Raw genomic sequence first — 21,894 nt, forward strand, 5'->3', positions numbered from 1 at the left:
GTTTTGGGCTCGTGGTGGGCATGATCATCAAGGATCAGAAGTCTTCGCGGAACATCTGAGCGGCCTCAATGGCCCAGTAGGTCAAGACGAGATCGGCGCCCGCGCGCACGATCGAGGTCAGGGACTCGTTGATGCAGCGACGACGGTCGATCCATCCGTGGGCGGCAGCGGCCTCGAGCATCGCGTACTCGCCGGACACCTGGTAGGCGGCCACCGGCACCTGGGAGACTTCGGCGACGTCGGCCAGCACGTCCAGGTAGTGAGAGGCGGGTTTGACCATGACGAGATCGGCACCCTCGGCCAGGTCGAGCAGGGCCTCGCGCATGCCCTCACGACGGTTCGACGGATCCTGCTGGTAGGACTTGCGATCACCCTGGAGGGAGCAGTCGACGGCGTCGCGGAAAGGCCCGAAGAAGACGGACGCATACTTCGCCGAGTAGGCCATGATCGGCACGTCGGTGAATCCCTCGCGGTTCAGGGCGTCACGGATGACGGCGATCTGGCCGTCCATCATTCCCGACGGGGACACCATGTGCGCTCCGGCGCGGGCCTGGGACACCGCCATCGCGGCGTAGAGCGGCAGGGTGGAGTCGTTGTCGACGCGGCCGTCAGGAGTCAGCGCACCACAATGGCCATGATCGGTGAACTCATCCAGACAGGTGTCGGCACAGATGACGAGGTCGTCACCAACAGCCTCGCGCACCGCAGAGATACCGGCATTGAGGATTCCGTTGGGATCCCAGGCCTGGGAACCGATCTCGTCCTTGTACTCGGGAATACCGAACAGGTCGATACCGCCGATGCCGGCCTCGGCGGCCTTGGTGGCGAGTTCCTTGATGGACTCGATGGAGTGCTGGTACTGGCCAGGCAGACTTGTGATCTCGACAGGGGAGTCGATGCCCTCCTTGACGAAGACCGGCAGCATGAGCTGGGCCGGGGCGACCCGGGTCTCCGCGACCATGCGTCGCATCGCAGGGGTGGTGCGCAGCCGGCGCGGACGCGACACCGGACGAAGCCCCTCGGGCAGCGGTTTGACGCCGGCCATGCGCGGATCGCTGGAATCAGGCAGGTACAGGTTCATGATCATCTTCCTTCTTAAACAGGTCGTCGATCAGGCGACCAGGGACTCGACCGCCTCGAGGACGGCCTCCGGGGTGGGGGAGGAGGCCACCGCGTCTGCCGGGTGGCCGAGTTCCTCGAGTGTCTTTGCGGTGGGCTTGCCCAGCGCGATGAGCTTCTGACGGCGCCATCCCAACGGTTCGACGAGGTCGATCAGGGCACGTCCCACCGAGGATGCAGTGACGACGACGAACCCGACCGACGGCCAGGACTGGGCGATCACCTGGGGCAGTTCCTCAACGGCAGCGGTGGTGTACACCTCGAGCCGGTTGACGGTGCAACCGGCCCTCGTCAGTCCTTCGGGGACGGTGTCGGCGGCCAGCTTCGAGACCGGGAGTAGGACGTTCGTGGCACCACCCGGCCATTCGGCGACCAGACCGGCTCCGCTGTGGTCCTCCGGCACGAAGTCGACGCCAGTACTGCGCTTCTCCAGGGCCCTCGCAGTAGCTGCGCCCACGGCTGCCACCTTGATATCAGGGTTCGGCAGTGGATCGGGCAGCAGCCCGACGGTGGTCTTCGAGGTGACGACCAGCCAGTCGGCCTGCCACAGGTCGGTCTCGGAGAGCCTGTCGGCGTCCGGGAGCTCGACGGTCCGGGTCAGCGCCTTGTGGATGACCCCGTAACCGGCCTGCTTCAAGGTCGTCACGAATTTGTCGTGGGAGTCGTCACGGGGGACGACGACTGGGGGTTTGATGAGATCAGCAGGGTTCGTGGTCATCGAGTGCTTCCTGAGGCCTTGAGGTCTGCGACATCGGCGGCGCCGTCGTCCAGCAGCTCCTCGGCGGCCGTCACTCCCAGGGTATGCGCCGCGGCCAGTGCCGGCTCGACCTCCTCAGGCAATTCGACGCTCACCTGTTCCCGAATGGTGCGCGACCCGTTGACCGCAGCCACAACGACGTCCAGGGTCAACACGTCTGGGGACCTCCCGGGGGTCGGCGTGAGATGGGCCAACGCGCCGATCGGGGCGGCGCACCCGGCCCCCAGATGGGACAGCACGGCTCGCTCGGCGGTGGCCGACAGTCGCGTGCCGTGGTCGTCGATTCTGGCGAGGGCCTTGGCGAGCTTGCCGTGATGCACATCGGCGGTCCGACACTCGACGGCCAGGGCTCCCTGGGCCGGAGCCGGCAGCACGACCGACGGGTCGAGAAGCTCGGTGATGACGTCACTGTGACCCAGACGAGCAAGCCCTGAGGCAGCCAGCACGACGGCGTCGAGGTCCTCCTTGCCGCTGTCCTTGGCGTAGTGACCCAGACCCTTGACCCGGCCCAGACGGGTATCGACGTTGCCGCGGATGTCGACGATCGTCAGATCCGGTCGCACCGCCAACAGCTGGGCCACTCGCCGCGGCGAACCGGTTCCGACGCTGGCCCGCTGCGGCAACTCGCCGAGGGTGAGACCGTCACGAGCCACCAGGGCGTCGCGCGGATCCTCGCGAACAGGGACGGCACCAATCGCCAGTCCGAGCGGGCGTCCGGTCGGCAGGTCCTTGAAGGAGTGGACGGCGATGTCGGCTGAGCCCTCCAGCAGGGCAGTGCGGATCGCCGAGGCGAACACCCCGATGCCACCCATCGACGCCAGGGAGGCCGTCGAGGTGTCACCGTGGGTAGTGATCGTCGCCAGATCGACGTCGAGCCCCTGTGATCTCAGCAGCTCTGCGACCATCTCGGATTGAGTGGTTGCCAGGGTGCTGGCACGGGTTCCCAGACGGATTGAAGACATGTCCTCCATTGTGGCACTCGGTTCCGACGCTTTTTCCCTTGCTCTCAGACCAGTTGACGGGCCGTGTGGCGGGCTTGAGGCACCAGAGCTGCGATGCCGGAACCCGACGCCCATGCCCCGACCAGACCGATGCGGCCTCGTCCGGACTGGTTCAACTCCTCGAGCTGGCGGTGCAGACCGTCACGCCACGCCCTGGTCTCCGGAGTCGTCGGGGCCAGCGACCCCGTCCAGTGGATGATCTGGGAGTCCACCACCTGATTGGACGACAATTCCACACCGAGCAGGATCGAGGCATCTTCCAGCGCCCGCTCGACGCTGAGCGCGACATCCGTCTCCCCGGATCGCCCGTAGGAGACCCGTAGCAAGTGCAGTCCGTCGGGGCAGGACTGCCCCAGGCTCGGCCACTTGGCAGACATGTGCGTCAGGGCCTTCGCCTTGACGCTCGTCGTCCCGGGAGCCACCAGCATGCCGTTTCCACGCGGGCTGTCGTCCAGCTCCGGAGCCTGCAGAGCCAGATTGACGTGGCCAATGGGCGCACCGGGAACCATCTCGGGTCCGGAGACGTCGATGACACTGCGCAGCAGGTCGGTGGCAGGACCGGCAGAGCAGGCGACGACGACCCGCGGGGTCAGGAAGGTGCGCACCTCGCCGTCAGGGACAGGAGGCAAGGACGGATTCGGGTTGCGCGAGGTGCCGGCGGTCTCGACGAGCCACTGGTCACCATGGCGGGTCAACTTTCGAGCCCCCACCCGGGTCATGATCCTTGCACCGGCCTCCTCGGCCTGACGACGCAGCTCGGCCGGCATGGTGAACATGCCGCCAGCCACCGAGGCGACGACCGGCCCCTCCGGCATCCGGGAACGGCACAGGGCCACGCCGGCAGCCAAGGACCCGGTGGACTGGGCGGCAGCCCGCAGACCGGGGGAGACGACGTCGGCCGAGAGCAGGTGCGGATCGGCGGCATGGATACCACCGGCGATCGGGGTGACGAGTCGCCTCAGCACCTCCGGTCCCATCCGTGACTCCACCAGGGTTCTCAGATCCCGTGGGAGTTCGTCGGGCATCGGGGCGCGGTCGAGTGCGGCGGCGCGGGCGGCCTCCTGGGCTCCCAGCGCAATGACGACCGCCGGGTCCGACAGATCGGCAGGAATGCCCAGGATGGCATTGCCGGGCATCGCGAAGCAGGCGTCGTCGAAGTACACCCAGGACGGAGCGGTCCTCGGCTTCTCGACGGTCACTCCCAGTTCCTCGGCCAGCTCGGCGGTGTCGGGAAGACGAATGGCCCACCCCTCGGCGCCGATGTCATAGCTGATCCCCGCCAACGTGGACCCGGCCACCAGGCCTCCGGTGTACCCGCGGGACTCCACCAGCACGGGGTGCAGCCCTTCCTGGGCGAGCTGCCAGGCCGCAACGAGCCCGGCCATGCCACCGCCGATGACGACGGCGTCCACGGTGTGCGGATCAGGGGTGTTCATCGTCACATCCTCGGAATTGTGGTTCACAGTGAGTGCGCCAGCTCCACCAGTCGCGTCAGCACATCGGGGTCGGTGTCGGCGGGCACACCATGGCCCAGATTGACGACGTGGCCGGGGGCCTGACGTCCAGCCGCGACGACTTCGCGGGTGGCGCTCTCTAGCGGTTCCCAACCGGCGAGGAGCAGGGCCGGGTCGATGTTGCCCTGGACCGGCATGTCCATCCCGGAGACCATGAGGGTGGCGCAGGCCTCGTCGAGGCTGATGCGGTGGTCGACGCCGAGGACCGGGTAGCGGGACGCCGTCGCGGCCACCTGGGCCAGCTCGGAGAGCAGATGGCTGGCATTGACGCCGAAGTGCACCACAGGGGTGTTCGGGTCGAGCTCGGCGAGAGCACGCTGGGAGAAAGGGGCAACGCTGGCGCGGTAGTCGACGGCGCTCAGCGACCCGGCCCAGGAGTCGAAGAGCTGGACGGCACGAGCTCCACCGCGCAACTGGGCGGCCAGGAATGCGGCGTCCAGGTCGGCCACCCACTCCATGAGCCTGGCCCAGGCTTGCGGATCCGAGTGCATCATCGCGCGGGCGGCCAGGTGGTCACGAGAGGGCCCGCCCTGCACCAGGTAGGCGGCAATCGTGAACGGGGCGCCGGCGAAACCAATCAGTGGCGTGGTGTCACCGAGTTCTTCCGTCACCAGGCGGGCAGCCTCTTCGATGGCAGAGGCATCGCCGGGCTCGCGCTGGGTGATCCGGTCGACGTCGTCCTCGGTGCGAACAGGCTCGTCGAGAACTGGTCCGACTCCCGGCTCGATCCGCACCCCGATCTCGGCCATGGCCAACGGCACCATGATGTCGGAGTAGAGGACGGCCCCATCGACATGGTGACGTCGCACCGGCTGGCAGGTGATCTCAGCTGCCAGCTGAGGGTTGAGGCAGGAGTCGAGCATCGTCGTGCCCTCGCGGGCCTTGCGGTACTCCGGGAGCGAACGGCCCGCCTGACGCATGAACCAAACCGGGGTGACGGCAGGGCGATGCCCGGTCATGGCCTGCAGAAGCGGTGAGTCGGCTGTGGAAGTGGTGGTTTCAGTCATCACCTCGATTGTGCCTCACTTCGTCGAGAGGCCGTTCATGGGGCAGTTGTCGACTGCGGCGAAAGGCTCGCGGCTACTGGGGACCGTCGGAACCACATGGTTCAATAACATCTCGTGGGATTGTGTGTCTTGACCGTGGATCATGCCGAGCAAGGACTCGGCGTCGTTTCCGAGGCTGCCGCGCAGGTCGATGGGCTCGGCCTGGCGCTGACTGACCATCCCCAGATCCGTGGCGCTCTCGTGTTGTCAACGTGCAACCGAGTGTGCCTGATCGTGGAGACTTCTCCCGACTCTGCCGCTCAAGGATTCGGCGAGACCGCGCTGCGCGCCTGTCTCGCCGACCAGGGGGCGACGGTGTTGGCTGACTCGGCCCAGATCTTCTGTGAGAACGACGCCGTCTGGCGTGTGTTCCGGGTGGCTGCTGGCCTGGAGTCGATGGTCGTCGGTGAGCGCGAGGTCGCCGGACAGATGAAGCGTGCTTTGAATGAGGCGCGCAAGGAACAGACGGTTTCGTACATCATCGGCCACGTCGTTGAGGAGGCGCTCAAGACCTCCCGCCATGTCGCCACTGAGACGGCACTGGCTGCCGAAGGGCGCACCGTGGTGGCCGTCGGACTGGACCTCGTTTCCCAGCGGATGGACCTCGACGGGGTTCGTGTTCTCGTCATGGGAACTGGTTCCTACGCCGGCGCGTCGTGCGCCCAGCTGAACTCCCGCGGGGTGACCGACATTCAGGTTCATTCCGCTTCCGGACGTGCCGCCGGCTTCGCACGCCGTCACCGTGTGGCCGAGGCCGTCGATCTGGACGCCGCGTTGGCACAGGCTGACCTCGTCGTCACCTGCCGTGGATCGGGCGTGCCCGCCCTCTCCGCACAGGCCGCCCGACGCGCAGTGGATGCTCGCGCCGGACGAGACCTGCTGGTCCTTGATCTGGCCGTCAGCGGTGACGTCGAGGATCCGGTGCCCGCTGGGGTTGAGGTCATCGACCTGGAGACCATTCGTCATGCCGTTCCCGCCTCTGCCGAGGCCGAACGCGCCGCCGCCGAGCACATCGTCGCTGTCGGGGTCCGGCACCTTGCCATCGACCTCGAGCGTCGTCGGATGGCTCCGGCCGTCGTCGCCCTGCGCGACGTCATCTCAGATCTCGTCACCGCCGAGCTTGAGCGCCTGCCCGAAGAGGGATCGGTGCCGGTCGACGAGGTGGCAGCTTCTTTGCGTCGGCTTGCTGCGTCCATGGCGCACATCCCGTCGGCGCGAGCCAGGATGGCCTCTGAGAAGGGCCTGGGGGATCGCTGGCTCAACTCGTTGTCGGACGTGTTGGGGATCGACGTCGAGATCGCCGCGCCCGTCATCGACATGTCAACCTTCACGAACGCTGACTGCATGGCCTGCCCGGTGACCGGCCTGCGGGTGGAGGACCTTGCCGCGGATGCGGCGCCCCGAGGTGAGGAGAAGAATTCGTGACCGCCAACCCGTATGCAGCCCCCAAGGATCCGTTGGCTCCCTATGACGCGGTGCTCGTCGCATCTTTCGGTGGGCCGCGGTCCCCGGAGGAGGTCATGCCCTTCCTGAGGAGGGTTTCCAACGGTCGCATTCCGGATGAGCGATTGGTCGAGGTCGCTCACCACTATGACCGGTTTGGTGGGGTGAGCCCCATCAACGCGGCGACGGACGCCTTCGTCAACGCCTTGAAGAATGAGCTTCACCAGTACGGAGTCCGAGTCCCGATCCTGCTGGGGAACCGCAACGGCTCACCGTTCCTTGATGACGTCCTGCCCGAGATGCACCAGCACGGTGTGCGTCGAGTGCTTGCCGTCGTCACCTCCGCATATGCCTGCTACTCCGGTTGCCGTCAGTACCGCGAGGAGATTGCTGCGGCCCTCGACCAGGCCGGCATCACGGACATGCAGATCGACAAGGTGCCTCCCTTCAACGAGGCCCCCGGTTTCATTCGCGCCAATGCGGAAGCCCTCATGCAGTCCTTCATGCGCATCCCGCCGACTCCGCTCGAGGCCACCCGAGTCGTTTTCGTCACCCACTCCATCCCTGGCCCCATGCAGGAGGCGTCGGGGGCTGGGCAGCCAGGGACTGACTACATCTCCCAGCACAAGGCGGTGTGCGAGAAGATTGCTGACCAGGTGCGTCATGCCTTCGGCAACATGCCGCAGTGGGATCTGGCCTACTGCTCGCGGTCGGGACGCCCTACTGACCCCTGGCTGGAGCCTGACATCAGTGACCACCTGCGCACCCTTCCGGAGCAGGGGATCAAGTCCGTCGTGGTTGCGCCGATCGGTTTCGTCGCTGATCACATGGAGGTCGTCAATGACCTCGATCACGAGGCAGCTGAGACGGCGGCTGAAATCGGGCTGGCCTTTGCCCGTGTTGCGACCGCTGGCGCTCATCCGGCCTTCGTCGCTGACATGGCGGGCCTGATCATGACCCGGGCAGCGGCTGCCCGAGGAGAGGGTGGAAATCTGACCTCCTGGCCCACCCCCTGTGCTCCCGGATGCTGCCGACGCTGCCCGGACGCCAAGGATATTCCGGCCATCTCCGGGAGTGACGTCGTCGCGCCTGACGGGACACAGGCCTCCGAGCCGGTGGCCGCAGCCGTGGCATCGACTGGTACGGCAACGGCAGCGGAGGCCGCGCACCCAGAACCTGAGGTCCTGTCCGGTCCCAGACCTGCTACCGTTCCTGGACCTGACGCCATTCCTGAGGCCGTCGGACCGGAGCCAGAAGCTCCTTCCCCCTACGACCTTCTGACCAAGGAGATCCCCATGACTGACCATTCGAGCAGCAATACAGTGATTGAGGGACCTCGCGACGACGAGGCCCCCGCCGGTTCCTACACCGCACCGACTGATCCGCGTGATCATGCCGTCGTCCCGGAGGAGGTCAATGCCTCCAGCAAGTGGGCAATGTACTCGGTATTCAGCGTTGCCACTCCGCTTCCCGCCGACGATGTGGCGCGCCGTCAGCTCATCGAGGGCTCCGACGAGTGGGTCGGACAGTCCGGCGTCGAGACCCGTGGCTGGTATGACCTGTCGGGTCTGCGCGCGGACGCCGACCTGCTGGTGTGGTGGCTGAGCGACAATCCGACGGCCCTGCAGGACGCCTACCATCGGTTCCGCGGATCCGGTCTGGGACGCCATCTCCATCCGGTGTGGTCGAATGTGGGCGTTCACCGTCCGGCAGAGTTCAACAAGTCTCACCTGCCCTCCTGCTTCGCCGGAGTCGCCCCGCGGCGCTGGGCTGCCTTCTACCCCTTCGTCCGTTCCAAGGGGTGGTACCTGCTCCCGGCTGCTGACCGTTCCCGCATGCTGCGCGAGCACGGCATGGTCGGTGCTGCCAGCTCTGACGTCAAGGCGTCCACCTTGGCCGCATTCGCCCTGGGAGACTACGAGTGGATTCTCGCCCTGGAGGGTGACGACCTCGCTCGCGTCGTCGACGTCATGAAGGACCTGCGCTACGTCGAGGCTCGTCGTCATGTTGACGTTGACACCCCCTTCTTCACTGGCGAGCGCGTCTCCCCGGTGACCTGGGCCGACCGCCAGATGAGAGCTTGATGGCGCCCTTGCGTGGCCTGACCGACCCGGTGGGACCGGAATCGCCGCAGACCTACTGGGTGCGGCGTCTGGTCCTGCTCATCGCAGTGGTGATTGTCGTTGCCCTGGTGGTCACGGGTGTTTCCAAGCTCATGGGCGGTTCGAAGAAGTCGGCGGCGCCGGCGGCGTCGTCCTTCACCCCGAACCCGTCATGGACTGACACCGCCTGGGGCCCGGAGACTCCGACTCCCCCGGGTTCGGCCAGTTCCGGCAAGTCCGCTTCCTCCTCGAAATCCCCGTCGGCGACGTCGTCCGCATCAGCGTCGTCATCTCCATCCGCATCGACCGCTGGCGAACTCTGCGAAGGGTCCCAGCTGACGGTCAAGATCACGGGAGACAGCAAGAAGCCCAAGGTGGGTGACACCGAGACCTTCACCGTGGAGGTGAAGAGCTCGTCTGACTGTCGCTGGGACACCCAGAAGGTGAAGCAGACCCTCACCGTCACCTCCGGATCAGACCGCATCTGGTCGACCGAGGACTGCGGCTCTTGGGGGCCAAAGGGCATCCGTGAGATCAGGTCTAAGGATCCTTGGACCTATAAGGTCTCATGGCCGACCAAACGGTCCACCGACAAGTGCAAGCTGTCGAAGGAAACCCTGGGGAGTGGCTACTACATCGCCACCGTCAACATTGATGGCGGTTCGAGCGATCGGTTCATCATGCAGATGAGTGAGTGACCCTCCATCCACACCCCCTGCCCCATGACATGTTTCGGCTCCCAGCTCTCGAGCTGGGAGCCGAAATCGTTGTCAGTGGAAGTGATGGGTGCGCTGGTCGTTCTCGAAGATTGACTCCAAACCCTGCCGGATCTCGCGGGCCCGCTTCAGCCCCACTCCCTTGACGTCGCCAAGTTCTGACGTGGAGGCCGACACCAAGGTCTGCAGGTTCGAGAAGTGATCGATGATCGCTTGAATCGCCCGGGACGACAAATCGGTGATCGATGCCAGCTGACGGTGTCCACGTGGCTGCATGGGAGCGTCGAGGGGGTGCTCGACAGGATCGAGATCGATGGCCCCAGCCACTTTGGCGACGTCGAGAAGGTCCTCCCAGGGAAGCGTCTGCAGACCGGACAGGGAGAACTCGCCCGGGGCGACGGAGTCCGGCCGGTAATCCTCGGTGAGCAGACGTCCCAGGTCCTCCACCCCGAGGGACAGCTCGTTGCGCTGCAACTGGACCAGACGACCCTCGACACCAAGCGCGGAGACATAGCCGCGGACCTCGGCGTCGATCCGACGCCACATCTCGACGCGCTGGGCGACGGCTGCGACGTCACGGACCTGGACCTGATCGCGGACCTCCAGCATGGTGAGGTTGTCAGCTTCCTCAACCAGACGAGCACGGTAACTCGACAGGGTCGCCAGTGCCTGGTTGGCGCGAGCCAGTAGCTGCTCCGGCCTCTCAATCGGGTAACGGCGGCCATTGAGGAACAGGGACATCACTGACATCGACGCCGAGACGACGACCACCGGTGCGCCAGTTTGTTGGGAGAGGCGGTCACCGGTGCGGTGACGGGTACCGGTCTCCATCGTCGGCAGGTTGCCATCCGGGACGAAGTGGACCGCAGCCGCGGTGATTCGCTCGTGGTCGCTCGAGACGACTAGCCCACCGTCCATCTTCGACAGCTCGCGAAGAGCCTGTGGAGTGAGCCGGACGTCGAGTGGAAAACCGCCGGAACACACCTCATCGATCTCCGGGCCATTACCGAGCACGATGAGGCCACCGGTACGTCCATTGATGATCCGGTTGAGTCCTTCCCGGATAGGTGTGCCGGGGGCGAGCAGGGCCATCAGGTGACGGACCCGTGCGGCCTCCGTCTCCCGATCGTTCTCGGGGGTCGGCTGGGCGTCGGTCATGAGACGACTCTAGTTCTACCCATCGAAGTTCTCACCTGGGATGTGCTCATCATGACTGGTCCGCCTTGCGCTGCCGACGCAGGTTGAGCACCGACAGTGCCTCGGCCACACTGCCGACTTCGATGACATGAAGGCCGTGCATGGACGGGACCTTGGTGTGCGCCTCGCGGGAATTGCGTGGCACGACGGCGAGGTCAAAGCCGAGGCGTGCTGCCTCTCCCACGCGTCTCTCCAAACCAGGGACACGTCGCAGATCACCAGCGAGTCCGACCTCTCCCAGGGCCACGACTCGCGTCGGGAAGTTGGCGTCGAGAACAGCCGAGGCTGCCGCCACTGCGATCGCCAGATCGGCCGACGGGTCCGACACCCTGGCCCCACCCACCGTCGAGACGTAGACATCCCGGTTGCTCAGTGGCATGCCTGCCTTGCGTTCCAGGACGGCCAGAATCATGGCGACCCTGCTGCCCTCGACCCCATGGGTGGTGCGCCGCGGGTACTTCTCGGATGCTGATGGGGCCACCAGCGCCTGCACCTCCGAGAGCAGGGGACGGCGGCCCTCCATCGTCACCGTCACGCAGGTGCCCGGTTGGGGATCGGCATTGTCCGAGGTGAACAGTCCCGACGGATCGGGTACCTCCATGATTCCGCTGTCGGTCATCTCGAAGCAGCCCACCTCGTCGGCCGGGCCGTAACGGTTCTTGGCGGCGCGAACCATGCGGAATCCGGAGTGACGGTCACCCTCGAAGTTGAGGACGACGTCGACCAGGTGCTCCATGGTGCGCGGACCGGCGATCGACCCCTCCTTGGTGACGTGACCGACGATGATGACGGCCATGCCACGCCGCTTGGCCACCCGTACCAGCGCACCGGTGACCTCCCTCACCTGGGAGACCCCGCCGGGGGAGCCGTCAGCCTGACTCGTCCCCACCGTCTGAACCGAGTCCAGCACCATGAGGGAAGGCTCGGTCTGCTCGATGTGTCCCAGTACCGTCCCCAGGTCGGTCTCGGAGGCCAGATAGAGTTCGTCAGCAAGTGAATTCGTACGACCCGCCCGCAGTCTCACCTGTGCCGCCGACTCCTCACCCGTGACGTAGAGGGTGCGTCGTCCGGCCTTGGCCCATTTGGCAGCGACGTCGAGGAGCAGGGTCGATTTTCCGACTCCTGGTTCTCCGGCGAGCAGCACGACGGCCCCGGGCACCAGACCACCTCCGAGCACCCGGTCCAACTCGCTGATCCCGGTGAGGTGACGGTTGGCGGCCTGCTCACTCACCTCGCCGATGGGCACCGCCTTGGAGGTGGGTGTCGACGAGGCAACCGCAGTGAGCTTCGGTGCTCCCCTCTCGACCACCGAACCCCAGGTCTGGCACTCCCCGCAGCGACCGACCCACTTGGACGTCGTCCAGCCGCACTCGGTGCACACCCATGTCGGAGCCTGCGTCTTCTTCGCCATGGCTCATACCCTGTCAGCAGGGGCCGACAGGTTCGACGATGGTGGTGTTCCGGTGGTGTCCTCCTCAGGCCAGCGGCGGGTAGTGCGGCCACCACATGGCGTCCTGAACTGCCTGCACGACGTTGTCGGGATGTTTCGTGGCGATTCCCTCCTCGATGGCGGCCTGGACGACCGCCACTGCGACCGTCGCCGAGGAAGCCCGCAGATTCTCCACGGCGGGGAGAAGGGATGCTCCCGCCGGACGCGGGTCCACCTGGGAGGCGACGGCCTCGGCCGCGGCGAGGATCATGCCGGCGCTCACTCGCTCGGCTCCCGAGACAATGACCCCCAGCCCCAGGCCCGGGTAGAGGAGGGCGTTGTTGCCCTGTCCGATCTCATAGCGCACACCGTCATACTCAAAGGGCTCAATCGGGATGCCGGTGGAGACCAGGGCCTTTCCCCTCGACCATGAGATGACGTCTGCCGGCACCGCCTCGATCTTCTCGGTGGGGTTCGACAACGGCAGGATGATGGGACGCTCGACCCCCTTGCACATCTCCTCGACGACCTGCTGGGTGAAGGCGTCGTGGTCGGTGGAGGTGCCGATGAGGATCGTCGGGTGAACCTGCCGGACCGTCTCCACCAGACCGATATGCCCGTTTGAATGAGCCCAACGACGCGTCTTAGCGGCTGGCTTGGCGTAAGGCTCCTGGTAATCGGGCAAATTCTCCATGTCGTCGGTGACCAGCCCATTGCGGTCGATGAGCCAGATTCGATCAATAGCCTCCTGCTGACCCAGGCCATCACTGATCATGGCCTCTCGGATCTGGTCGGCAATTCCGGTACCGGCGGTACCTGCCCCGTACACCAGCAGACGCTGACTGGCGAAGGTCTGTCGGGTGACCTTGAGACCGGAGATAACGGCGGCCAGGACGATGGCTGCCGTACCCTGCATGTCGTCATTGAAGATGCGATGGCTCCCGGCATTCTGCACCAGAATCCGACGGGCATTGGAGGCCCCGAAGTCCTCGAAGTGCAGCAGGGCATGCGGGTACAGCTCGCTGGCGACCTTGAGGTATTCGTGGATGAGTTCGTCATAGCGTTCCCCGCGCACTCGGGCATGACGATTGCCGAGGTACGACGGGTCGTTGAGCAGGTATGCGTTGTCGGTGCCGACGTCGAGGTTGACGGCGATGGTCCGCTCCGGACGGATGCCCGCGGCTGCCGTGTAGAGAGCGAGCTTGCCTATGGAGATGTCGGTCCCGTTGACTCCCCAGCCCCCAATTCCGAGTATCTGCTCGGAATCGGAGACAACGAGGAGGTCGACGTCGTCAGGCCCCAACTCGAGGGTCTCGAAGGAGGGACGGACATCCTCGATGTGGTCGACGGACAGGTAGACCGCGCGGGAGCGTCGGTAGGCGTGACTCCACTTCTTGATGGCCTCGCCGACGGTGGGGTCGTAGATCACCGGCAGCAATTCGACGAGGTGATCGACCAGCAGCTTGTAGTAAAGGGTCTCGTTACGGTTCTGCAGTTCTTCCAGGAATACGTAACGGTCAATGTTGCGGTCGAATTCCTGGAGCTGGCGGTAGCAGCGCTGGGCCTGCTGCTCGAGAGTCTCGACGGCTGCCGGAAGCCGTCCGATCATCCCGTGCTCCAGCCGTTCGGCGCGAGTGAAAGCCGTTCCCCGATTCGTGATCGGGTTCGTCATGGGTTCGGGTTTCCTGGACACGACGACCTCCCGGTAATGACTTCGTTTCTTACACGACCGGGAGGTTCTGTCAGTTTTTTAACGTCAGATGCGAACTCGTCCGTGGGACGGGGTGTCGAAGGTCACGGCGTCAATGCCGGGGTGGCCATTCGGGCTAGTGAAGTCGAAGGTGATGCCCTCGACCTCGTCGGGAATGGTTTCTCCCAGCCAGTTCTCGACGCGCTGACGCGATCCGGACACCTCGACCGAGGCGAGGGTGACGTTGCCGCTCAGGCTGGAGGGCAGCAGCTCGGCCGGGGAGGTCCACTTGATGAAGAAAGGAAGCTGCGGGTCAGCCATCAGGCCCTTGATACCGATCTGGCGCCACTCGAGGTGACGACCATCGGGGAAGGTACGGTTACCGGGCACCGACTCACGCTCGAGGCGCTTCTCGTAGGGGGCGAGATCGTCGACGGAGACGGCCCACCCCATCCATCCGCCGCCCTGTTCCTGACGTGCGCGCACGGCCTGGCCGAAGACGGCCTTCTCGGCTGCGGGGTGGTCCAGCACCTCCACAACCTCGATGTAACGCGGCCCGACCAGCGGCAGAATGCGGTTGCGGGTTCCAAAGCTCGGATGGACTCCGCCGTTGATGAATGAGGTCCCCAGGATTTCGCCGAGGCGAGCGGCATCCTCATCGAGACCTGCAGGGCCAGCGGCGAACATGAGATGGTCGACGTGCATGGCAGTATTGTCCCCTTTGTGCTTTCCATGATGAAATCCGACCCCCGGTTGGCTGCAATGGAGCGGGTCCGAGCGAGGTCTTGAGGGGATGTGGACGGGGCGCGCATTCCTTGGCTCGTGGCACGCCGTCGACCCCGACAAGGTAGGTTGAGCATGTGCCTGACAGTGCCGGACCTGACAAACCCTCGACCACGGCTGCTTCCAGTGCCCCCCGCGTGACGTTGTCGACGACCTCGGTCTATCCCGAGTCGACCGCCGACGCCTTCACTCGTGCCAAGGCCATTGGTTATGACGGCGTGGAACTCATGGTCGGCATCGACCCGGTTGCCGCTGATGTCGACCGAGTCGTCGAGTTGTCGGCAGAGCACGACGTCAAGGTGTGGTCGATTCACGCTCCATGCCTGCTCGTCACTCCGAATGTGTGGGGAGGCGACTCCTGGGGCAAGCTGGACAAGGCCGCCGAGGCTGCAGGACGACTTGGCTCCGAGCTCATCGTTGTCCATCCGCCCTTCCGCTGGCAGCGCGACTATGCGAGCCAGTTCGAGGAAGGCATCGCCGAGCTCAACGAGAAATACGCCCCACTGGTTTTTGCCGTGGAGAACATGTACCCGTGGCGTACCCCGGCGGGCCGTTTCGCCGCATACCTGCCCGGATTCGACCCCACCAAACTCAGCTACGACCACCTCGTCCTGGACCTCTCCCACGCCGCCACGGCCCAGATGGACTCGCGAGAGCTCGTGGACCTGTGGGGGCCGCGACTGCGTCACATCCACCTCACCGACGGTTCGGGCACCTTCAAGGACGAGCATCTTCTGCCCGGCCGGGGGAACCAGCATGCCTGGGAGGTCGTCGAGCGTGCCGTGGCTGGCGGGTTCAACGGTGACATCGTCCTCGAGGTCAACACTCGTAAGCTCTCCGGGCAGGGAGCTGGGCAAGGTGCCCGGTTCGAGGCGCTCTCCGAAGTCCTGATGCAGACCCGTATGGCCGTTGACCGTGGCATCTTCGCGCGTCGTGACATCGAGGCGCGGCAGGAGGCCCATCAGTGACCGAGAATCGACACGATTTCCGTGGCGGGGCTCTGCTTGCATCGGGTCGACGTCTAGCGATGCAACTGGCGATGGATCCGACCATTGCCGACGAGGTTTCCCAGTCACGTTTGGCCCGTGAGATCGCCGCGACCTATGTCGCTGGTGAGGACGTCGGGACAGCCATCGAAAAGGCTGCCGACCAGGTGTTCAAGGGTCTGGACGTCAGCCTGCATCCCCTCGACCCCGCCGCCGTCGACGTCGCCCAGGCTCGCCGGGCGACAGTCGGGCTGTGCGGAGTGATCGAGAGGCTCGGTGCCGATCCGGCGTTTGGTGGCCACAGCGAGGTCTCCATCAGCCTCGCGGCTCTTGGACTGCGAGTTGACGACGAGCTCGCCCGGGAAAACGCCAGGCAGATCTGCGATATCGCTCGCGACAACCACGTCGCCGTGACGGTGGACGACGAGGGCCCGGACATCCATGATCGTTCCCACCGCATCGGCATGGACCTGCTGGAGGACTACGAGAACACCGGCATCGTCATCCAGGCGGCCCGCCACGATTCCCTCACCCAGGTGAGGGAACTGGCCGCTCCGGGGCGACGCATCAGGCTGTGCAAGGGCTCCTACACCGGTCCTCGTTCGGTCACCCTGATCCATCCCCATGACGTCGATCTGAGGATGGCGGCATGCCTGCGTGCCCTCATGACCGGCCCCTCGACGGTGATGCTGGCCAGCCATGATCCGGTCTTCGTCGCCCTCGGCGAGCAGCTCATGGCTAGTTTGGATCGACCCCTGGAGTTTCAGATGCTGCAAGGAATTCGTCCCCTCGAGCAGCGCAGGCTGGTGGACATTGGCCACCGGGTGAGGGTTTATCTGCCCTATGGACATGATTGGTACCGGTACTGCACTCGACGGATCGTCGAGAGACCGGGCAATATTTGGCTGTTCGGAAGGTCGCTGGTGGAGAGGCGTTGACGATGTGGAATGGCACGAGCACCGTCTCCCCTCGCCGGTGCCTGGACGAGACCCCTCGCCGGGGAATCATAGGGGACCGCTGGGCGGATCGGTGCCTGCTGTGGGAGACGATTTTCCTCCTGGCCGTCAGCCTGGGGCAGTCCGCGTGGTACTCGATTCTGCGAATGATCGAGAGACTCACCCGCGGTGTGCCGATGGATCAACAGACCGCGAAGCTCAACTCATCGGTGACCCCCGGGCGTCCCTGGCTTGATCTGCTCTACCAGTTATCTGACATTGTCTTCGGTGTCGCACCGGCCCTGCTGGCTCTGCTCCTGCTCGCCCAGGTCAAGCCCCCTCGCAAGGGTGTTCGTCACGCCCTCGGTCTGCAAGGGCCGGGGTGGGGGCAGGATGTCGGCGCCGGAGCGATTCTGGCCGTCATCATTGGCATTCCCGGGCTTGGTTTCTACCTCGCCGCTCGCGCACTGGGGCTAAACACGACGGTTCAGGCCTCCCAACTGCAGCATGTGTGGTGGATGGTCCCGGTACTCATCGGTCTGGCCCTCATGAATGCGGTCCTGGAGGAGACCGTCATGGTCGGCTACCTGTTCACGCGGTGGCGTCAAATCGGGTGGTCGACGACGATGGTCATCGTCGTCTCGGCCGTCATTCGCGGCACCTATCACCTGTACCAGGGCTGGGGCGGTTTCCTCGGCAACATCATCATGGGTCTTTTCCTGGGATGGGTCTTCTCCAAGAGACGTCGACTCCTGCCCCTCATCGTGGCCCACGTCTTCCTCGACATCGTCTCCTTCATCGGATACGCCTATCTGGCCGGTCACGTCAGCTGGTTGTGAGTCCATTCGGACACTGCGCGGACCTGTCGTGGCATGCCCCTACCATGGGCGGCATGAAGCTTGGAGTCTTCGGAGCCACTGGACAGGTCGGTCGGGTCATGCGCACCTTGCTGGCGGAGCGTCATTTCCCAGCTGACGACGTGAGGTTCTTCGCCTCTGCCCGTTCGGTCGGCCAGAAGTTGCCATGGGAAGACGGTGAGGTCCTCGTCGAGGACACTGCGACGGCTGATTTCTCAGGCCTTGATATCGCGATCTTCTCCGCGGGTGGCGGTACCTCTCGCGAGTTCGCCCCTAAGGTGGCTGCTGCCGGGGCCGTCGTCATCGACAACTCCTCGGCCTGGCGACGCGACCCTGACGTCCCGTTGGTCGTCAGCGAGGTCAACCCTGAGGACATCGCCAAGCGTCCGAAGGGGATCATCGCCAACCCGAACTGCACGACGATGGCGGCCATGCCGGTGCTCAAGCCGCTTCATGACGCTGCCGGACTGACCCGTCTCGTCGTGGCCACCTATCAGGCGGTCTCCGGATCGGGCGTCGCCGGAGTGCGCGCCCTCACCGAGCAGACCGCAGCCATCGACGGCCCCTCGGCCCTGGCCCTGGACGGACGGGGAGTACCGGTCGATGATTTCGGGCCCTACGTCGCGCCGATCGCCTTCAACGCCGTCCCGGTCGCTGGCAACTTCGTTGATGACGGGACCGGCGAGACCGACGAGGAGCAGAAGCTGCGCAATGAGTCGCGCAAGATCCTCCATATCCCGGATCTGCTGGTCGCCGGAACCTGCGTGCGGGTGCCGGTGTACAGCGGCCACGGGCTGGTGGTGCACGCGGAATTCCGTGACGATCTGAGCCCCGAGAAGGCTACCGAGCTGTTGGTGAAGGCTCCGGGTGTCAAGGTCGTCGACGTCCCGGATCCTCGCTCTGCCGCCGGAACCGATCCGTCCCTGGTCGGGCGTATCCGTCCTGATCAGTCCGCCCCGGCAGGCAAGGGGCTGGTGTTCTTCTGTTCCGCGGACAACCTGCGAAAAGGTGCCGCCCTCAATGCCGTGCAACTGGCCGAACTGGTGGCTGCCGAATGAGCGGGAAGGTTGCGGTTCTGGGCTGCGGGACGATGGCCGGAGCCCTCATCGGTGGGCTCATCGACGCCGACACGATCAAGGCTGACGATGTCGTTGCGACGGCGCGGTCGGAGTCCCATCGCGAGGAGATCGCCAGGGCTCTGGGCGTGAAGACGACAGCGGTCAACGCCGAGGCTGCCCGTGACGCTGACCTCGTCATTCTCGGCGTCAAGCCCTATGCGGCCGCCGGAGTGCTGGAGGAGGTCGCGGATTCCCTCAAGGATGACGCGATCATCATCTCCATCGCCGCCGGTGTCACCACCGAGAAGTTGCTCGCTGCCTGGCAGGGCAATGTCGTCCGCGTCATGCCCAACACCCCCGTCCGAGTGGGCAAGGGCGCGTTTATCGTCAGCCCTGCGCCAGGTGCTGAGGAGGCCGGCGAGAAGGTCGTCGAGATCTTGGGGACGGTCGGGAGGGTCGTCGAGGTGCCCGAGAAGCTGCATGATGCGGCCACGGCCGTGTCGGGCTCCGGCCCGGCCTACGTCTTCCTGGTGGCCGAGGCAATGATTGACGCTGCCGTCGCCATGGGACTGCCGCGCGACCAGGCGAGCCAGCTCACCGTCGCCACCCTGGCCGGCTCGGCCGAGCTGTTGTCCGGAGACGAGCACCCGGCAGTGCTGCGTTCCGAGGTGACGAGCCCCGGCGGGACCACCGCGGCGGCCCTGGCTGAGTTGGAAGCTGGGGGGCTGCGCGCCACTTTCGCCGATGCGATGATGGCATGTCGAGACCGTGCGGCGGGCGTGTCCTGACGGGTCAGCGCGGCGTTTTGGCTCGATTGCAGATCACAGCGTAAAGTAATCCTTTGTCCGCCTTGTCGGTGGGCCGAGAACTTCGCACCCACCCGGGTGCACCAAACTTCCAGTTCCAACGAAAGAGGTTGACCGTGGGATCCGTGATCAAGAAGCGTCGCAAGCGCATGGCGAAGAAGAAGCACCGCAAGCTGCTCAAGAAGACGCGTATTCAGCGTCGTCGCGCCGGCAAGTGACGCTTCGGGCGGTTGTGCATGTGGCGACGACATCGGCATGACACGACTGCCCCTCGCAGCGGTGAATCACGGCCCCTCGACCCGCCGGTCGAGGGGCGCGTCGTTGTTGTCACCCGCCAGGGGTGTCATCTGTGCGATGAGGCCATCGAACTCGTTGCACAGATGAGAGAGGATCACCGCGATCTCGTGCCCGAACCGACGATCGTCGACGTCGACACCGATGAGGACCTACGCTCCCGCTGGGGCGACCACGTCCCGGTCACCTTCGTCGACGGCACCCTCATTGCCTACTGGACCCTTGACGCCGACACCTTCATGTCGGCCTTGTGTGATGGCCCCACTCTTCCGGCGGTGCTGCCCTGACAGTCGGAACGTCCAGCGGGCGGGCAGGTTTGCACGTTGCCCCGCAGACCAGCACTATTGACCTCAATGCCCAATGTTGGAGCACACCGCCCGGCATGGCGGCAGACACCGGAAGGACTCCAGATGACTGACGAGGCTCTCCAGCCGATGCCACAGTCGGCCGGTGATCTGGGCACCGCGTCGGCCCAGGCCAGGGTGCAGTTCGTGGGCACTGGCCCAGGAGATCCGAATTTGTTGACCCTGGGGGCCGTCGACGCCATCAATCGCGCCCAGGTCATCGTCATTTCGTGCCCGGGACACCGCATTCTGCTCGGCAACGACTTCCTGGAGCTCCATTCCGACGTCAGGATCGTCTCGGCTGGTAGCCCCGACGAAGAGGCAGCCGTCCTGCCCAGCCAGCCTGGAACGGGGGCACCTACCCCGGTCAAGGTCGCGGAGTACTGCGCCGACGTCACCGCCACCATCATTGATGCGGCCTCCCAGGGACTTGAGGTCGTCCGTCTCGTTAGCGGGGACCCATTCCTCGATGGCGACATCGGCGCCGAGGCCGCTGCCGTGGCCCGCGCCGACCATGATGTCGACGTCGTCCCCGGTGTCACCGGGATGACGGCAGTTCCGGAGTACGCCGGTCTGGCCCTCCATGGCCATGACGTCCAGCTCATCGGTGACGCCGCCTGTCAGCGAGACATCGCGGGCAGGGGATCGACCTGGTCGGCCAACGGACTCGTCGTCGTCAACACTTCGGCCGGCCGGATCAAGGAGGTCGTCAAGCATGCGATGGCCTCTGGTCGCAGCGAGGACGAGCCGGCAGCCCTCATCTGCCACGGCGCAACGACCCAGCAGACCACCCACACCACCACCCTCGGCGAGCTGCCGCAGACCGCCAAGTCCGCTCGGCTGACCGACGCCGAGCTGATTCACATTGCCATCGGCAAGGTCGTCGAGGCTCCGGAGCGCGAACAGCTTGACTGGTACGAGTCCAAGCCGCTGTTCGGCTGGAGGATCCTCATCCCGCGCACCCGCGACCACTCCGCGACCCTGCCCTCACGTCTGCAGAGCTACGGCGCTCACTCCCTCGACGTCCCGACGATCTCGATGGAACCTCCGCGCACCCCGCAGCAAATGGACAAGGCCATCCGCGGTCTCGTCGAGGGACGCTACGAGTGGGTTGTCTTCACCTCCGCCAATGCCGTGCGGGCCGTCTCCGAGAAGCTGGAGCAGATTGGTTTGGACGCCCGCGCTTATTCGGGTCTGCGCATCGCCGCCATCTTCGAGTCGACGATCAACGCCCTGGCCGAGTGGGGAGTGCGACCTGACTTGGTGCCGTCCGGGGAGCAGTCCACCCGCGCCCTGGCCGCAGTATTCCCGGCCTTCGACGATGCCCTTGACCCCATCAACCGGGTCTTCGTGCCGCGTGCCGACATCGCCACCGAGTCCCTGTCGGCCGACCTGTCCGAACTGGGCTGGGAGGTCGAGGATGTCGTCGGATACCGCACTGTTCGTGCCGCCCCGCCGCCAGCCGAGACACGCGAGGCCATCAAGACCGGCAAGTTCGACGCCGTCGTCTTCACCTCCTCGACGACGGTGCGCAACCTCGTCGGTATCGCCGGCAAGCCGCACAAGCACACCGTCGTCGCTGCCGTGGGCATGCGCACTGCCGAGACCTGCCGGGAGCACGGTCTGACGGTCGACGTCATCGCCCCGGAGCCGACTGCGTTGAGCCTTGCTGACGCCCTCGCCGATTTCGCCGCGAAGCGTCGTGACGACATGGTCGCCAAGGGCCTGCCGGTCGTTCGGCCTTCCCAGCGCAAGCGTCGGGGCCGTCACCCATCACGCTGACGCTGACACAGCCCTATGACGTAGGGTCATGGGCA

General features: G+C 65.5%; 20 protein-coding genes. 11 read left to right on the top strand and 9 right to left on the bottom strand.

Annotated elements, in window-relative coordinates:
* Positions 1–34: 34 nt before the first annotated feature.
* The 5 genes from hemB to hemE are packed head-to-tail and all read right to left on the bottom strand — an operon-like array spanning position 35 to position 5,398.
* Positions 35–1,081 (bottom strand): porphobilinogen synthase, encoded by a 1,047-nt coding sequence (hemB, locus tag ACP8LP_RS01635; protein WP_484483240.1) that lies wholly within the window; start codon positions 1,079–1,081, stop codon positions 35–37.
* Positions 1,082–1,111: 30 nt separating this feature from the next.
* Positions 1,112–1,837 carry a uroporphyrinogen-III synthase gene (locus tag ACP8LP_RS01640; protein ID WP_484483241.1) on the bottom strand — a complete coding sequence of 242 codons (726 nt, stop codon included), beginning with the start codon at positions 1,835–1,837 and terminating at the stop codon, positions 1,112–1,114.
* Positions 1,834–2,838: a hydroxymethylbilane synthase gene (gene hemC, locus ACP8LP_RS01645; protein WP_171048612.1), complete on the bottom strand. Its 1,005-nt coding sequence runs from the start codon at positions 2,836–2,838 to the stop codon at positions 1,834–1,836. The genes ACP8LP_RS01640 and hemC overlap by 4 nt, the downstream gene beginning before the upstream one ends.
* A gap of 44 nt (positions 2,839–2,882) precedes the next feature.
* Complete coding sequence (locus ACP8LP_RS01650; protein ID WP_484483242.1) at positions 2,883–4,313, bottom strand: protoporphyrinogen/coproporphyrinogen oxidase; 1,431 nt, start codon at positions 4,311–4,313, stop codon at positions 2,883–2,885.
* Positions 4,314–4,336: 23 nt separating this feature from the next.
* A complete protein-coding gene (gene hemE, locus ACP8LP_RS01655; RefSeq protein WP_484483243.1) occupies positions 4,337–5,398 on the bottom strand; it encodes a uroporphyrinogen decarboxylase in 1,062 nt (353 codons plus the stop codon).
* A 129-nt stretch (positions 5,399–5,527) separates the two neighbouring features.
* Here hemE and ACP8LP_RS01660 point away from each other — a divergent pair, with 129 nt between their 5' ends.
* The 3 genes from ACP8LP_RS01660 (at position 5,528) to ACP8LP_RS01670 (ending at position 9,680) form a co-directional block, all read left to right on the top strand.
* The gene (locus tag ACP8LP_RS01660; RefSeq protein WP_221267714.1) at positions 5,528–6,862 is read left to right on the top strand and encodes a glutamyl-tRNA reductase; all 1,335 of its coding nucleotides are present in this window, start codon (positions 5,528–5,530) and stop codon (positions 6,860–6,862) included.
* A 50-nt stretch (positions 6,863–6,912) separates the two neighbouring features.
* On the top strand, positions 6,913–8,964 hold the full coding sequence (gene hemQ / locus ACP8LP_RS01665; protein ID WP_484483351.1) for a hydrogen peroxide-dependent heme synthase: 2,052 nt from the start codon (positions 6,913–6,915) through the stop codon (positions 8,962–8,964).
* Between the two features lie 353 nt (positions 8,965–9,317).
* Positions 9,318–9,680 (top strand): hypothetical protein, encoded by a 363-nt coding sequence (locus ACP8LP_RS01670; protein WP_187117062.1) that lies wholly within the window; start codon positions 9,318–9,320, stop codon positions 9,678–9,680.
* Between the two features lie 72 nt (positions 9,681–9,752).
* Here ACP8LP_RS01670 and disA read toward each other — a convergent pair whose 3' ends face one another.
* The 4 genes from disA to ACP8LP_RS01690 form a co-directional block, all read right to left on the bottom strand.
* Positions 9,753–10,856: a DNA integrity scanning diadenylate cyclase DisA gene (gene disA / locus ACP8LP_RS01675; protein WP_016666926.1), complete on the bottom strand. Its 1,104-nt coding sequence runs from the start codon at positions 10,854–10,856 to the stop codon at positions 9,753–9,755.
* A gap of 49 nt (positions 10,857–10,905) precedes the next feature.
* On the bottom strand, positions 10,906–12,306 hold the full coding sequence (gene radA, locus ACP8LP_RS01680; RefSeq protein ID WP_484483244.1) for a DNA repair protein RadA: 1,401 nt from the start codon (positions 12,304–12,306) through the stop codon (positions 10,906–10,908).
* Between the two features lie 64 nt (positions 12,307–12,370).
* Positions 12,371–14,017 carry an NAD-dependent malic enzyme gene (locus tag ACP8LP_RS01685; RefSeq protein WP_484483245.1) on the bottom strand — a complete coding sequence of 549 codons (1,647 nt, stop codon included), beginning with the start codon at positions 14,015–14,017 and terminating at the stop codon, positions 12,371–12,373.
* A 63-nt stretch (positions 14,018–14,080) separates the two neighbouring features.
* The gene (locus ACP8LP_RS01690; RefSeq protein ID WP_016666929.1) at positions 14,081–14,719 is read right to left on the bottom strand and encodes a VOC family protein; all 639 of its coding nucleotides are present in this window, start codon (positions 14,717–14,719) and stop codon (positions 14,081–14,083) included.
* A gap of 215 nt (positions 14,720–14,934) precedes the next feature.
* Here ACP8LP_RS01690 and ACP8LP_RS01695 point away from each other — a divergent pair, with 215 nt between their 5' ends.
* From ACP8LP_RS01695 to ACP8LP_RS01730, 8 genes are all read left to right on the top strand, one after another.
* A complete protein-coding gene (locus ACP8LP_RS01695; RefSeq protein ID WP_334338506.1) occupies positions 14,935–15,765 on the top strand; it encodes a sugar phosphate isomerase/epimerase family protein in 831 nt (276 codons plus the stop codon).
* Positions 15,766–15,824: 59 nt separating this feature from the next.
* The gene (locus ACP8LP_RS01700; RefSeq protein WP_334338507.1) at positions 15,825–16,721 is read left to right on the top strand and encodes a proline dehydrogenase family protein; all 897 of its coding nucleotides are present in this window, start codon (positions 15,825–15,827) and stop codon (positions 16,719–16,721) included.
* Positions 16,722–16,786: 65 nt separating this feature from the next.
* A complete protein-coding gene (locus ACP8LP_RS01705; RefSeq protein WP_334338508.1) occupies positions 16,787–17,557 on the top strand; it encodes a CPBP family intramembrane glutamic endopeptidase in 771 nt (256 codons plus the stop codon).
* Between the two features lie 44 nt (positions 17,558–17,601).
* Entirely contained in the window at positions 17,602–18,633 is a 1,032-nt protein-coding gene (locus tag ACP8LP_RS01710) for an aspartate-semialdehyde dehydrogenase (RefSeq protein ID WP_016666933.1), read from the top strand.
* On the top strand, positions 18,630–19,421 hold the full coding sequence (gene proC, locus ACP8LP_RS01715) for a pyrroline-5-carboxylate reductase (protein ID WP_016666934.1): 792 nt from the start codon (positions 18,630–18,632) through the stop codon (positions 19,419–19,421). The genes ACP8LP_RS01710 and proC overlap by 4 nt, the downstream gene beginning before the upstream one ends.
* Before the next feature lie 134 nt (positions 19,422–19,555).
* On the top strand, positions 19,556–19,657 hold the full coding sequence (locus ACP8LP_RS01720) for a 30S ribosomal protein bS22 (protein ID WP_002550589.1): 102 nt from the start codon (positions 19,556–19,558) through the stop codon (positions 19,655–19,657).
* An 18-nt stretch (positions 19,658–19,675) separates the two neighbouring features.
* Positions 19,676–20,020 (top strand): glutaredoxin family protein, encoded by a 345-nt coding sequence (locus ACP8LP_RS01725; protein ID WP_016666935.1) that lies wholly within the window; start codon positions 19,676–19,678, stop codon positions 20,018–20,020.
* 123 nt (positions 20,021–20,143) lie between these two features.
* On the top strand, positions 20,144–21,859 hold the full coding sequence (locus ACP8LP_RS01730; protein WP_016666936.1) for a bifunctional uroporphyrinogen-III C-methyltransferase/uroporphyrinogen-III synthase: 1,716 nt from the start codon (positions 20,144–20,146) through the stop codon (positions 21,857–21,859).
* Positions 21,860–21,894 lie beyond the last annotated feature (35 nt).

This window comes from Cutibacterium sp. LaCa_89, from assembly GCF_058177555.1.